Here is a 13466-nt window from a genome sequence, read left to right as displayed (position 1 = left end):
AGTCATCCATGCAAACCGTCGAAGAATTTCTGGCCTACGCCATCGAACTCGAGAAAGACGCCGCGCTGCGCTTCGGCCAGCTCGCCGATGCCATGCAGACCGCCGGCAACACCGAGGTCTCGCGCCTGTTCCGCCAGCTGGCCGAGTACTCGCGCATGCATCTGGCCGACGCGCGCAACCGCAGCGGCTACCGCAACGTGCCCAACCTCAAGGCCGCCGAATTCGAGTGGCCCGACATCGAAAGCCCCGAAACCGCCGCCATCTGGGCCGCCGATCCCTTCGTGGGCCGCGAGCAGGCGCTGGAAATCGCGCTCGATGCCGAATCGGCCAGCCTGGCCTACTACCAGTCGATCGCCGCCACCGCCACCGATCCCGAACTGCGCCGCTTCGCCACCGAGTTCGCCGACGAGGAAACCCAGCATGTCAACGAGCTGAAGCGCTGGCTCGAACTGCATCGCAAGGGCGAGCCGCTGCCGGTGGATTGAGCCGCGCCGCGGCGTCGCCAGGCGCAGGCAACCATTTGCATCGCGCCTGCGCGCCGCCCGCCGCGCCCGGCACACTCGCCGCATCAGATCGGACGCCCGCGCGCGTCCCGCAACCCACCGAAGCCCGGCCCCGCGCCGGGCTTCGCGCTTTGCGGGGCTGGCGCGTCGGCGCAGTCCGACGCCCGCACAGGCCAGTCGGGGCTAGCGCAACCAAGGCGGCTCCATGCTCGACACCCACTCCGGCAAGCCCATCCTCCAGCCCGTCGCGCGCGGCAAGAAGGCGGCGCTCGCCGCCACCCGCGCGGCGCGCATCGTCATCGAGAACCTCGACCCCGACGCCGGCCCCGATTGCGTCGCCATCAAGCGCTGCGTCGGCGACACCGTCACCGTCGAGGCCGACATCTATGCCGACGGCCACGACCGGCTCGCCGCCCGCCTGCTCTGGCGCGCCACCGACAGCGCCGACTGGCAGGCCGTGCCGATGACGCCGCTGCCCAACGACCGCTGGCGCGCCAGCTTCGTGCCCCGGCGCCTCGGCCGCCATGAATTCACCGTGGAAGCCTGGTGGGACCGCTGGGCCACGCTGGTCGACCATCTCGTGCGCAAGCGTGCCGCCGGCCAGCCGCTGGGCGTGGAAGTGGCCGAAGCGCGCGCGCTGCTGGATGCCGCGAGCGCCGGCGCCAGCAGCGCCCAGGCCGACGCCATCGACCGCGCCTGCGCCCGGCTCGACGCACTGGCCGACGCGGCGGCGGCGGGCGCGGCTCCGGTCGCCGATGCTGATGCCGACACCGATGCCAACCACGCCGAGGCTGGCGGCACCGCCGGCGCCGCCATGACCGGCGAGGGCGTGGCCGCGCCCGACCTGGCCGCCCGGCCCGAGCCCGCGCTCGACCTGCTGCTGTCGGACGAACTCGGCGCCATCGTCCACGACACGCTCGAACGCGCCTTCCTCGTGCGCGCCGAGCCGCCGGTCGCCCTCGACGCCGAGCGCCTGCGCGCGCGCTTCGCCAGCTGGTACGAGCTGTTCCCGCGCAGCATCACCGACTCGCCCGAGCGCCACGGCACGTTTGCCGACGTGATCGGCCGGCTGCCGGCCATCAGCGCCATGGGCTTCGACGTGCTGTATTTCCCGCCCATCCACCCGATCGGCCGCAGCCACCGCAAGGGCCGCAACAACACGCTCACGGCCGCGCCCGACGACCCCGGCAGCCCCTACGCCATCGGCAGCGAGGAGGGCGGCCACGACGCCATCCATCCGCAGCTCGGCACGCTCGACGACTTCCGCCAGCTGCGCGACGCCGCCGCCGACCACGGCCTGGAACTCGCCATCGACTTCGCCATCCAGTGCTCGCCCGACCATCCCTGGCTCAAGCAGCATCCCGGCTGGTTTGCCTGGCGCCCCGACGGCAGCATCAAGCACGCCGAAAACCCGCCCAAGAAATACGAGGACATCGTCAACGTCGATTTCTATGCGCGCGATGCCATGCCCGATTTGTGGATCGCATTGCGCGACGTGGTGCTGTTCTGGGTAAAGGAGGGCGTGAAGATCTTTCGCGTCGACAACCCGCACACCAAGCCGCTGCCGTTCTGGCAATGGCTGATTGCCGAAGTGCGCGGCCGGCATCCGGAAACGATGTTTCTCAGCGAGGCATTCACGCGGCCCAAGCCGATGTATCGGCTGGGCAAGGTGGGCTTCAACCAGAGCTACAGCTACTTCACCTGGCGCAATACCAAGGCCGAATTCATCCAGTACCTGACCGAGCTTTCGGCGCCGCCGGTGCGCGACGTGTACCGGCCCAATTTCTTCGTGAACACGCCGGACATCAATCCGAAATTCCTGCACGACTCGGGACGGCCCGGATTTCTGATAAGAGCCGCACTCGCCGCCACGCTTTCGGGCCTGTGGGGTGTATTTGCCGGATTCGAGCTGTGCGAATCGGCACCCGTGCCCGGCAAGGAGGAATACCTCGACTCCGACAAATACGAAATCAGGCCGCGCGACTGGAATGCGCCGGGCAACATCATTGGCGAGATCGCCGCGCTCAACCGCGTGCGGCGCGAAAACCCCGCGCTGCAAACCCACACCAACGCGCAATTCCTGAATTGCTGGAATGACAACATCCTGTATTTCGCCAAGGCGACCGAGGATTTGAGCAATTTCATTCTAGTGGCGATCAACCTCGACCCGAAACGCGTGCAGGAAGCGGACTTTGAATTGCCGCTATGGCTGTTTGGCCTGCCGGATGACGGGAGCCTGGCGGGCGAGGATTTGATGACCGGGCACAAGTGGATATGGACCGGGAAGATGCAGCACACCCGGCTCGATCCGTGGTTTGCGCCGTATGGGGTTTGGCGGGTGTCGCGGGGGTGAGGCGGGCAGGCGCGCGAATCGCGCCGTTTGCGCACGGGCAGGGCTGCCCGCGCTCCGTCAGCCCCGCACGATCCTGAGCATCTCCGTCGCCCCCTTCTGGAAGCGATGCGCGACCGGCTCGACGCTCGCGGTCAGCCCTTCCGCCGCGAGCGCCGCCAGCACCGCCGGCAGATGCGGCGAGGGCCGGTTGTCGAGCGCGACGAGCGGATAGATGCGCACCTCGCGCGCGACGCGGCACAGCTCGCGCACGCCGGCCAGATGCGCGGCCGCGTCCACCTGGGCGCTGTAGAGGAACAGGAAGTGCGAGCACAGCGCGAGGTCGAAGGCGCCGTCGGCGAAGGGCAGGGCGGGCAGCGAGGCATCGACGTAGCGGCCCGCCGCGCGGCCGGCGTCGTAGTCGGCGAGGAAGGCGTCCATCGCCGCGAGGCGCAGCCGGCCGAGCGCATCGGCGTCGCCGGCCTCGTCCCAGAGGTAGTCGGCGGCGTTGCGGCGCAGCTCGTCGATCACGCGCGGCGCGACCTCGGCGATGCGCGCGCGGATGCCGTCGGCCGCGAAGCGGTACACCGGATCGGCCGACACCACGCGCCCGCCCAGCGCCGTGACCTCGGCGTTGAAGCTCGCCGGCCCGTCGGCGCAGCCGAGGATGCGGACGGCCAGGTCGGCGTCGGTGAGGGAGAACATCGAGCGGTACTCGCGCAGCGAGCGGCCCCAGGGAACGATCTGGTCGAGGGTCATGGCGTGGCGGAAAGGGAAGAAGGTGCGCAAAGGGGCGGCACGGGCGCCAACCCTGCCACGGCGGTCCGGGCGGCGGCCAGCGCCTGTTCCGCCAGCACCAGCGTCCCGGCCAGCCCGGCGTCATCGCCGAGCAGCGGCGGCACCATGTACTCGCCGATGCCATCGGCCAGTGCCGGATGCGCGATGTAGCCCGCCAGCCGCTCGCGCAACGTCGCGCGCACCCGCGCGAAGAACGCCGCCTCGCCCAGCCCGCCCGCCTTGCGCACGCTGCCGCCGAGGATCACGCGGCGCGGCGACAGCACGCAGACGAGGTTGCCGATGGCCAGCGCCGTCGTGTCGGCCAAGAGCGCCCAGACCGGATGGTCGGCGGGCAGTTCGTCGGCCGGCCGGCCGGTGCGCGCCGCGATGGCCGGGCCGGAGCACAGCCCCTCCCAGCAATCGCCGTGAAAGGAGCAGACGCCCGCGAAGCCGTCGCCCGCGAGGCGCGGCAGGCGCATGTGGCCCATCTCGGGATGGACGAGGCCGTGCAGCAGACGTCCGCCCGCCATGCCGCCCGCGCCGATGCCGGTGCCCATCGTGATGTAGACGAACTCCGCCAGCCCGCGCGCCGCGCCCCAGCGCTGCTCGCCGAGCGCCGCGCCGTTCACGTCGGTGTCGAAGCCCAACGGAATGCCCGGCAGCGCGGCGCGTAGTACGCCCGCCACATCGGCATCGCGCCAGCCCGGCTTGGGCGTGGCGGTGATGCGGCCCCAGCCGGGCGAGGCGGGGTCGAGATCGACCGGGCCGAAGCTTGCGATGCCGAGCGCCGCGATCGGGCCGAACGCCGCCTGCTGGGCGCGGAACCAGTCGGCCACGGCGCCGAGCGCGAGGGCGGGCGAGTCGCCGGTCGGGAAGCTGGCGCGGGAGAGGAAGCGCGGGGCGGCCGCATCGTCGGCCGTGCCGATGGCGCAGAGGAGCTTGGTGCCGCCGGCTTCGAGGGCGGCGAGGAGGGGAGGGGGCATGGTGATCGGGGTGGGGCGGCCGGCGCGCGCCGGCATCGCGAAGTTCAGCCGCCCAGCAGGTCGGCCGCGCGGTCGAGTTGCAGCATCACCGTCATCGGCTCGACGGGCGATTGCACGAAGGAATGGCGCAGGTAGAAGGCCTTGGCGCGTTCGTCGATGGCATGACACAGCACCGCCCGCCCGCCGACGATCGCCGCCGCCTGCACGCAGCGCAGCACCGCGTCCTTGAGTAGCCCGGTGCCGATGCCCATGCCCGCCCAGTCGCGGTCCACCGCCAGCCGGCCGAGCACGAACACCGGAATCGGCGTCGGCATGTTGCGGCGCACGGCGCCGGTCGCCGCCTGCGGCAGCAGCGCACCCGGCGCCAGCGCGTAATAGCCCACCACTTGCTTGCCCGCGCAGACCACATAGCTGCGCGACGCGCCCGCCCTCAGGTTCGCCAGCGCGCGCTTGCGCAGCCAGTCGTTGAGCGCCTCGTGCTCGCAAGCAAAGCTCGAGCAGTCGTGATGCGCGTCGAGCAGCGCGGGCGCCGACAGCGGCGCGCGCGTCATTGCTCCCACGGCGCCTTGTGCGCGAGCAGCGCGCGCAGCGCGTCGGCGTCGGCCAGCGGCTGCGCCATCACCGCCTCGAAGGCGTCGAGCTGCTCGGGCGACACGGTGAAGAACACCTGATCGAGCAGCACCTGCTGCGCCGCCGATTGCGCGGCCTGGAGCATGAAATCCGTGCGCGTCTTGCCTTGCAGCGTGGCGGCGCGGTCGATGAGGTCGCGCACTTCGAGCGAGGCGCGGACGTTGATGGTGGTGGATGACATGGTGGGCGGCGTTGCGGTGGTGGTGCGGGGGAGCGTTGCGGTTTGTGTGGGCAGTGTCAATACAAAATTGGCTTGATGCCCATCGTTCTCCAGTCGCTCGCCGACATGGTCATGACTTGTGCGGTAGCGCACACCAACTCGCTGCGCCCAAAACTGTCCAACTGTTCGGGCTGAGCACGCGCATGCATCGTTTTCCAAACATTTTTGCAAGGAAGAGAAGATGCCTGGAATCGACGATGCGTTGCTGGTCGAACTGTTTGCGCGCCTCGGGGTCGGGGCGCCTTACGACTGGCAGCGGCGCGCCTTCGCGCGGATGGTCGCGGGCGAGCCACCGCGCCAGATCAAGGTGCCCACCGCCGCCGGCAAGACGATGCTCGTCGCCATCTTCGTCGCGGCGCTCGCCACCCGCGCCCGCGCCGGCCTGCCGGCCACGCAGCGCCGTCTGGCCTTTGCCGTGAATCGCCGCGTGCTGGTCGACGAGGCCACCCGGCTTTGCGTGCGCATCCGCGAACTGCTCGACGCGGGCGAGCTGCCCGCGTTGCGCGATGCGCTTGCCTCGCTGTCCGTTACCGGCAAACCGCTCGCCATTTCGACGCTGCGCGGCCAGTTCGCCGACAACGGCGAATGGAGCCTCGACCCGTCCACGCCCGCCATCGTCCTGGCCACGCCTGACATGCTCGGCAGCCGCCTGCTGTTCCGTGGCTACGGACTCGGCCGCTCGCGCGCCGCCACGCATGCCGGCCTGCTCGGCATCGACACGCTCGTCGTTCACGACGAGGCCCACCTCGCGCCCGCGTTCAGCCACCTGCTGCGGCAGATCGAGGCGCGCGCCGCCGCCGATGCCGCCGCCATCGGCCGGCCGCTGATACATGTGATCGAGATGACCGCCACGCTGCGTCCCGGCGTGGGCGGCGAACCGCTGGTGTGCGACATCGCGAGCGACGCCGCCCTCGTCGCCCGCATGTCGGCGCGCAAGCGGCTCGGCTTCAAGACCATCGCGGCCGAAGGCCGCAAGGCCGGCGGCGCCATCGCGGCCGCCATCGTCGATGCCGCCGTGGCGCATCGCGACGCCAACCGCGCCGTCGCCATCTTCGTCGCCTCGCCCGACCAGGCCGCGACCATCGCGCGCGACCTCGGCCGCAAGGGCATCGACCCGGCGCGCATCGTCCAGCTCACCGGCACGATGCGCGGCCACGAGCGCACGGCCTTGCTCGACAGCCCGGCCTATCTGCGCTTCGTCAGCGACGAGCGTCGCGGCAACGACGGCAGCGCCTTCTTCATCGCAACCAGCGCCGGAGAAATCGGCCTTGACATCGATGCCGACATCGGCCTGTTCGACCTCGCCACGCTCGACCGCCTCATCCAGCGTGCCGGCCGCATCAACCGCCGAGGCCAGGGCGCGGGCGCGATCACGCTCATCCACGCCAACGGCGAGGAGGCGCCGGAGGCCGTGCGCCCGCGCTGCCTTGCCGCGATCGATCTTCTGCAAACGCTTGCAGCCTATGCCGACGGTATCGACGCCAGCCCGCTTGCGCTGTCGGCGCTGCTCGACCAGCCCGGCTATGCCGACGCCTGCGACCCGGCGCCCGCGATGCGCGCGCTCGAACCCCAGGTCATCGACATGTTCGCGATGACCAGCCTCAGCCTCGGCCAGCTTCGCTGCCCCGCGCCCGCCACCTACATCCAGGGCCTCGTGGACGAGGAAGCCGACATCACGCTCGCATGGCGCCAGCTCCCCGCCGCCCATGCCGACGTCGGCCGCTGGCTGGATGCGTGGCCGCTGGTGACGGCCGAACTCGCGCGGCTGCCGCGCGAGCGGGCGCGCAAGTTCATCGTCGATCGTCTGCTCAAGGCGCCCGCCGGCGTCGCGCCGCTCGCGTTGCTGCTCGACGCCCAAGGCCAGCTCGCGGAGGGCGGCGTGCTCATGCCCGGTGCCCATGTCTGGCGCTGGCTCGATCGCCTCCCGGCGGGCGGCACGGTGCTGTTTGCCAGCGCGGCGGGCGGACTGTCGGTGCAAGGGCAGCCCGACGCCGATGCCACGGCCGAAGTGCCCGACGTTTCCGGCCAATGCACCGACGCCCACGGCCTTGAGCGCGGCGTGGTCCAAGCCATCACGGTGAAGCTCGCCATTGAAGACGAACAGCCTGTCTGGTCCTGCGCCGACCGGCACGACGCAACGCTGCCCGGCCTGCTGGCCGCGTGTTGCGAGGGCTGGCAGATCGTCTTCCATGACTGCCCGATCGCGCCCGCCGCGCCATGCGAGCTGAGCGTCCGCGTCTGGCAGGCGCGCCCCGGCGTCCACGCGCCGGATGCCGGTGATCTGGCGGCGCTGGCGCCTCGGCCGCGCCTTCTCGGCGAACACCTCCAGCTCGCCGCGCGAGCGGGTCACGCGCTCGCCGCCGCGCTGTCGCTGCCCGCCGACTTCGCCGCCGCGAATCCGCGCGCCGCCGTCACGCATGACGCCGGCAAGGACGAGTCGCGCTGGCAGCGCGCCATCGGCAATGCCGACCTCGCGCAACCGCTCGCCAAGTCCGGCGGCGCCCGCTTCGACAACGCCATCAACGACGGCTACCGCCACGAACTCGGCTCGCTGCTGCGCCCGACGGCCGACGGCCTCACGCGGCTTGAGCAGCATCTGGTCGTCTCGCATCACGGCTGGGCGCGCCCGGTGTTTCTCGGCAATGCCCGCGACAAGCCCGGCTGCGCGGCGTTGGCCGATCGCGCGGCGCGCGATTACGCCGCGCTCGGCGCCAGCCTCGGCCCCTGGGCGCTCGCCCATCTCGAAGCGCTGCTCAAGGCCGCCGACGTGCTCGCCGAGGTGGAGGCCGAGCGTTTCGCGGCGCAGCCCGCGTGGGCCATGCCCCCCGCGCCCGCCGAAGTCGTCATCCCCACCGTCGCGCCGCAAGCCTTCTCGCTGCCCGTCGATGCCGCCAACTTCGGCGAATACCTCGCCTGCCTCGGCCTGTTCGCGCTCGCGCTGCATGCGGGCAGGGTGGTCGAGGCGAGCTGGTCGGGCGGCGGCTTTCATCTGCACGGCATCGACGCCGACGGCGTGCTCGCGCTGCTCGCCAGCCTGCGCGGCGCCACCGTCGCGCCCGACACTGAAGCCACGCGTCCCGAGATGGCCGACGCCGCCTATCCGCCCTTGCTGCTGCGCCTCGCCGGCCTGCCGCCGCTGCCGCTCAACCCCTGGCTCGGCGAAGGGCTGGACGAAGGCTCGGGCTGGAAGCTCGGCGCCGGCCAGACCCGCGCTCCCGTCATCCTCGACAGCCTCGTGGCGTCCTGCGCCGCGAGCCTCGATCTGCCCGACTTCACCCCGGCCGACCTGCCCACCCTCGGCGGCGCGCGCGTCGGCGCCGACGCCTCCAAGTTCCGCTTCGACAGCGCCACCAACTGGTCGGCGCAAGACGCCGGCTTCTCGCTCAACGAGCACGCCCGCTTCAAGAGCAGCCGGCCCTGGGTCGAGCTGCTGTCCGCCATCGGCCTCCAGCACTTCTTCCCACCGCCGGCAGACGCCAGCCATCGCTACTGGCTCTGGCCCGAGCCGCTGCCGCGCCCGCTCGCCATCGCCGCTGCGCGCGGCCTGCTGCCCGGCGCCGGCCCCGCCTACGAGGCCGCTCTTGTCCCGAGCGGAAAGATGAAAGACGTCTTCCCCGCCCAACCCGTCCCGCAAAGGAACCCGACATGCCCGCCGCACCTGCTGATGATCTGAACCGCTTCCTCACCGACGACGGCATCGTCGCGCTCGTCGCGCGCCAGACGCTGCGGCCGGTGGACGGCGAGGGCACGCCCTTCTTCCCGCCCACCTACCTCGGCGCGGGCAACAAGCCCACCTACTGCATCAGTCCGCTTACCGACGGCCGCAACCTCTGCACCGTCGATTCGGTGCAGTCGCAGGCCAACCGCTTCGAGGAAGCGCTGATGCAGCCCGCCTACCGCGCCCTCGTGCGCAAGGTCGAAGTCACGGCCACGCTTGCGAACGGCGAGACCCGCACGCTCGACATGCTCCAGCTCGGCCATCGCATCGCCGACGCCGGCATCCAGTTCTCGACGCTCGGCGACGACGCCAACCGCGCGATGCGCAGCTTCGCCAGCGGGCCGGACGACATCGCGCGCCTGTCGCCCACCAGCCTGATCTGCGGCATCTGGGAGAGCCGGGGCGAGGGCAGCCAGCTCAAGATCCCGCGCGCCTTCAGCGCCACGATCACCGCGCGCGACGTGCGCCAGCTCCGCCGCATGGCGACGTTCAACAGCGCATTTGGGTCGGCTGAACTTGGCTTCCCCGACAAGCTCTCGGAGCTTGGTCTGGATCACGTGCCTGCCGAGGAAGGCCTCGGCGGCGTCGTGGCCGACGGCCCCATCCTGCGCACCGCCACGCTCAACCTCGTCGCCCTGCGCGACAACACCCGCCAGCGGCGCGCCACGCCGCCCACGCCCGCCGCCGCCTACATCCACGCCCTCGGCCTGCTCGCGCTCGTGATGCCGACCGAATGCTTCCTGCGCCAGGGCTGCCTGCTCGTGCCGGCCGGTGCGCGCCAGCTCGTCGCGGTCGCGCGCGACGGTTCGGAAACCGCGCTCACCCTCGACCACGACGCCGTGCTCGCCCATGCCACCGCCGCCGCCCAGACCTTCGGCATTCCGGCGCTCGAACCGCTGGCCGCCACCTTCCAGAAGGAGCGCGTCACCGCCGCCAAGGCCAAGGCTAAGGCCAAGGGCGCCAAGGCCAAGTGATGGCTGCCGCCGACCATCTCGTGCTCGAAGCGCGCTTCCTCGGCGACAGCTACGGCGGCAGCGAATGGCCGCCCGCGCCTTTCCGGCTCATGCAGGCCATCGTCGCCGGCAACAGGAGCATCGACGCGCCCGGCCTCGGCTGGCTCGAAGCCCAGCCCGCGCCCGTCATCCTCGCCGCCGACGCCTCGGCGCCGATCGACTTCCGCCGCTCCATCCCTAACAACGCCCGGCCCGGCGACAGCGGCGGCGCCACCACCATGCGCGAGGTGCGCCGCCGCCTCGTGCGTGGCCCGGTGCGCTACTGCTGGCCGCTGCGTGATGCCGCCGACCGCGACGCCGCCAACCAGCTCATCGCCAGCGCCGAGAAGGTCCACACCCTCGGCACGGGCGAAGACATGTGCGTCGTGCGCGGCCTCATCGCCGGCGCCGCGCCGCAAAGCGCGGGCGACATCCGGCTGTGGCAGCCGGTGGCCGACGACATCGCCGCCTTCCTGCCCGGCACCGACGGCGCGCGGCTGCGCGTGCCGGTGCCCGGTTCGCTTCAGGCGCTCGAAGCGCGCTTCCAGGCCTTCCAGCGCCGCTTGCAGGCCGGCGACCAGGGCTGGGCGCAGCCGGTGCAGCGGGCCGCGTTGCACGGCACGCGGCTCTACCAGCCGAGTGAAGCCGCGCCGCGCAGCCTCGTGCTCGCGCTGCGCCTCACTCGGCCCGACGACGCCGCGCGGACGGCGCGCTTCGCGCCGGCCGATGCCGTGGTCGTCGCCGGCATGCTCCGCCACGCCGCCATGCAGCTCGCGCAACCGCTCGGAGACGAAGTGGCCGGCTTTGCCGCCGGCCATGCGCCGGAAGGCAATGCCGACTGCCGGCTCTCGTGGGTGCCGCTGCCGACCGTCGGCGCCGAGCATGCCGACGGCCGCGCGCGGCGTGCGTTGTGGATCGCGCGCGCCGCCGACCATGCGCCGCTGCTGTCGCTGGCCGCCCGCCTTGGCGAGGACGGCGTGCCGCTGGTGGACGAGGACACGGGCGAGGCGAGGGCGATTGCCCGGCCCATCGCCGTGGCGGGCGAGCCGGTGCTGCCGGCCTATCTCGACGCAGCCCGCGAGTGGGTGACGGTCACGCCGATGGTGCTGCCTGGCGATTTCGGCGGTGGCGATCTGCGCGTCATGACCAAGCTGCTGCACAAGGCGCTGCGCGAATCGGGCATCGATCCGGGGCTGCTGGCGGGGGCCGAGTTTTCTCGGCAGCCGCTGATCCGGCAGGCGCCCGCGCTGCGCGAAGTGAGGCTCAAGCGCTGGCAGGCGCGCAGCCTGATCCTGTATCACCTGCGGCTGCGCTTTCGGGAGCCGGTGCGCGGGCCGCTCGTGCTCGGGCGCGGGCGGCACTACGGCCTCGGGCTGTTTTGCGCGAACCCCAAGTGAACGGCAGTTCTCTAGTAGGTTCGCGCGCTCTTTAACAAGCTGATTTCAAAGGGAAATGCGGCCGGGTGACGGCGGCCGCGATGGCTCCGCAGCCCCGATACCCGGCGGTTCGCGCAAGTGGCGCGAAAACCGTCGGGGAATCAGGTGGTTGCAAGTGAGGAGCTGAATTCACTCCGAATGGAGTGACTTCGTTGAAGCATGGAGGCCCGCATGGGTGCCAACACCACCGACGAGCTGAATTCACTCCGAATGGAGTGACTTCGTTGAAGCGAGGGTCGAGCTGCCGCGCTCGGTGTCGATCACCGCGGCTGAATTCACTCCGAATGGAGTGACTTCGTTGAAGCCGCGTCGCGAACGACGACGCGACCGAATGGGCCGAGCTGAATTCACTCCGAATGGAGTGACTTCGTTGAAGCCCGGCGACGTACCTCGACATCTCCGTTGTCGCGTCGCTGAATTCACTCCGAATGGAGTGACTTCGTTGAAGCACGTACCGGCTGTGCGTCACGCGCGACTCGGCCAACGCTGAATTCACTCCGAATGGAGTGACTTCGTTGAAGCAATGCGCTGGTGGTGGACGCGTAGCAGGTCGAGCGGCTGAATTCACTCCGAATGGAGTGACTTCGTTGAAGCCCGGCAGCGATGCCCACACGCGCGCGCATCGCTCGCTGAATTCACTCCGAATGGAGTGAATTCGTTGAAGCAACAGCATGCGCGACGAGGTGCCCCAGTTGCGCGAGGCTGAATTCACTCTGAATGGAGTGACTTCGTTGAAGCGTCCATGCGTTGGTCTGCTTCACCACGCCCACGAGCTGAATTCACTCTGAATGGAGTGACTTCGTTGAAGCAGGGTTTCGAGCAGCAGCACGAGGTCGTCGATTTGCTGAATTCACTCCAAATGGAGTGAATTCGTTGAAGCACAATCATCGGCCGGGTGCTGTGGGTCTGGCGCGGCGCTGAAGTCACTCCAAATGGAGTGACTTCGTTGAAGCTGGTGATTGCGGTCCTGCCGCGTGAGCACCTCGTGCTGAATTCACTCCAAATGGAGTGACTTCGTTGAAGCACCAGCCCAGGCAGGAAAGCTAGGAACGCGATCGGGGCTGAATTCACTCCAAATGGAGTGACTTCGTTGAAGCTCGCGTCGATCGACGCTCAGGTACGCCCGCATGCGCTGAATTCACTCCGAATGGAGTGACTTCGTTGAAGCTGCGATGGGGTCGGTGGCACAGACGTGATTGCCGCAGCTGAAGTCACTCCGAATGGAGTGACTTCGTTGAAGCCTTGCGCACGTTGTCCCAGTGCTTGAGCCGGCGCGGCTGAATTCACTCCAAATGGAGTGACTTCGTTCAAGCGTGCGTCTCGCCGGGCTGCAATCGCGCCTCGCCGGGGCTGAATTCACTCCGAATGGAGTGACTTCGTTGAAGCCGGACCAAGGTGCTGGGCGACCTCGAAAAGGCACACAGCTGAATTCACTCCGAATGGAGTGAATTCGTTGAAGCTTGTAAACGAGAACGGCGGCAGTCGCGAGCGCGGCGCTGAATTCACTCCGAATGGAGTGACTTCGCTGAAGCCGCAGGGCGAGGTAATCGCGGGCCTGCTCGGCAGACAGCTGAATTCACTCCGAATGGAGTGACTTCGTTGAAGCACGTGGTGGATTGACGGATTACCGAAAGACAATGGGCTGAAGTCACTCCAAATGGAGTGACTTCGTTGAAGCGTGAACGTGGTGCCGCCCAGCGTCAGCATGATGCCGGCTGAATTCACTCCAGACGGCGTGACTCCATTGAAGCCTTGCCAACATCTTTGGCCTTTCATTCGCGGTATCCACCCAATTCGCCCTCCGGGGCGACTTCATTCCTCCGGTGAATCCCGCGAAACCCGCGCTGTCAGCCCACTCCCACACCCCCACGCGCCCCC

9 protein-coding genes are annotated in these 13466 nt (G+C 69.7%); 5 read left to right on the top strand and 4 right to left on the bottom strand.

Going from position 1 to position 13466, the window contains the following annotated elements:
* Positions 1–8: 8 nt before the first annotated feature.
* Both B9P64_RS03405 and B9P64_RS03400 read left to right on the top strand, forming a co-directional pair.
* Positions 9–485 (top strand): ferritin-like domain-containing protein, encoded by a 477-nt coding sequence (locus B9P64_RS03405; RefSeq protein ID WP_085314808.1) that lies wholly within the window; start codon positions 9–11, stop codon positions 483–485.
* A 223-nt stretch (positions 486–708) separates the two neighbouring features.
* On the top strand, positions 709–2856 hold the full coding sequence (locus B9P64_RS03400) for an alpha-1,4-glucan--maltose-1-phosphate maltosyltransferase (protein WP_085314807.1): 2148 nt from the start codon (positions 709–711) through the stop codon (positions 2854–2856).
* 57 nt (positions 2857–2913) lie between these two features.
* Here the strand turns inward: B9P64_RS03400 and B9P64_RS03395 are convergent, their stop codons facing one another.
* Genes B9P64_RS03395 through B9P64_RS03380 form a run of 4 tightly spaced genes read right to left on the bottom strand, consistent with a single transcriptional unit; the run spans position 2914 to position 5403 of the window.
* A complete protein-coding gene (locus B9P64_RS03395) occupies positions 2914–3591 on the bottom strand; it encodes an SAM-dependent methyltransferase (protein ID WP_028310534.1) in 678 nt (225 codons plus the stop codon).
* Entirely contained in the window at positions 3588–4592 is a 1005-nt protein-coding gene (locus tag B9P64_RS03390) for an ROK family protein (RefSeq protein ID WP_084544831.1), read from the bottom strand. Before B9P64_RS03390 ends, B9P64_RS03395 begins: the two co-directional genes overlap by 4 nt.
* Before the next feature lie 44 nt (positions 4593–4636).
* Positions 4637–5143: a GNAT family N-acetyltransferase gene (locus B9P64_RS03385; protein WP_034410475.1), complete on the bottom strand. Its 507-nt coding sequence runs from the start codon at positions 5141–5143 to the stop codon at positions 4637–4639.
* Positions 5140–5403, bottom strand: a complete 264-nt coding sequence (locus tag B9P64_RS03380; protein WP_028310532.1) for a type II toxin-antitoxin system TacA family antitoxin — start codon at positions 5401–5403, stop codon at positions 5140–5142. The genes B9P64_RS03385 and B9P64_RS03380 overlap by 4 nt, the downstream gene beginning before the upstream one ends.
* A 220-nt stretch (positions 5404–5623) precedes the next feature.
* On the opposite strand from B9P64_RS03380, the gene cas3g reads away from it, so the two are divergent.
* The 3 genes from cas3g to csb2 are packed head-to-tail and all read left to right on the top strand — an operon-like array spanning position 5624 to position 11549.
* On the top strand, positions 5624–9115 hold the full coding sequence (gene cas3g, locus B9P64_RS03375; RefSeq protein WP_034410472.1) for a type I-G CRISPR-associated helicase/endonuclease Cas3g: 3492 nt from the start codon (positions 5624–5626) through the stop codon (positions 9113–9115).
* The gene (gene cas7g / locus B9P64_RS03370) at positions 9088–10134 is read left to right on the top strand and encodes a type I-G CRISPR-associated RAMP protein Csb1/Cas7g (protein ID WP_051378039.1); all 1047 of its coding nucleotides are present in this window, start codon (positions 9088–9090) and stop codon (positions 10132–10134) included. Before cas3g ends, cas7g begins: the two co-directional genes overlap by 28 nt.
* Positions 10134–11549 (top strand): type I-G CRISPR-associated protein Csb2, encoded by a 1416-nt coding sequence (gene csb2 / locus B9P64_RS03365; protein WP_028310531.1) that lies wholly within the window; start codon positions 10134–10136, stop codon positions 11547–11549. The genes cas7g and csb2 overlap by 1 nt, the downstream gene beginning before the upstream one ends.
* The last annotated feature ends 1917 nt before the right edge of the window (positions 11550–13466 follow it).

Origin of the sequence: Derxia lacustris (assembly GCF_002105195.1) — a bacterium.
Taxonomy (GTDB): domain Bacteria; phylum Pseudomonadota; class Gammaproteobacteria; order Burkholderiales; family Burkholderiaceae_E; genus Derxia; species Derxia lacustris.
This window is presented reverse-complemented; position numbering and strand designations above follow the sequence as displayed.

Excerpts from the sequence above, each read along its gene's own strand:
- B9P64_RS03390 (WP_084544831.1), bottom strand. The coding sequence starts at position 4,592 with ATGCCCCCTCCCCTCCTCGCCGCCCTCGAAGCCGGCGGCACCAAGCTC.
- csb2 (WP_028310531.1), top strand. The coding sequence starts at position 10,134 with ATGGCTGCCGCCGACCATCTCGTGCTCGAAGCGCGCTTCCTCGGCGAC.
- cas7g (WP_051378039.1), top strand. The coding sequence starts at position 9,088 with ATGCCCGCCGCACCTGCTGATGATCTGAACCGCTTCCTCACCGACGAC.
- B9P64_RS03380 (WP_028310532.1), bottom strand. The coding sequence starts at position 5,403 with ATGTCATCCACCACCATCAACGTCCGCGCCTCGCTCGAAGTGCGCGAC.
- B9P64_RS03400 (WP_085314807.1), top strand. The coding sequence starts at position 709 with ATGCTCGACACCCACTCCGGCAAGCCCATCCTCCAGCCCGTCGCGCGC.
- cas3g (WP_034410472.1), top strand. The coding sequence starts at position 5,624 with ATGCCTGGAATCGACGATGCGTTGCTGGTCGAACTGTTTGCGCGCCTC.
- B9P64_RS03395 (WP_028310534.1), bottom strand. The coding sequence starts at position 3,591 with ATGACCCTCGACCAGATCGTTCCCTGGGGCCGCTCGCTGCGCGAGTAC.
- B9P64_RS03385 (WP_034410475.1), bottom strand. The coding sequence starts at position 5,143 with ATGACGCGCGCGCCGCTGTCGGCGCCCGCGCTGCTCGACGCGCATCAC.
- B9P64_RS03405 (WP_085314808.1), top strand. The coding sequence starts at position 9 with ATGCAAACCGTCGAAGAATTTCTGGCCTACGCCATCGAACTCGAGAAA.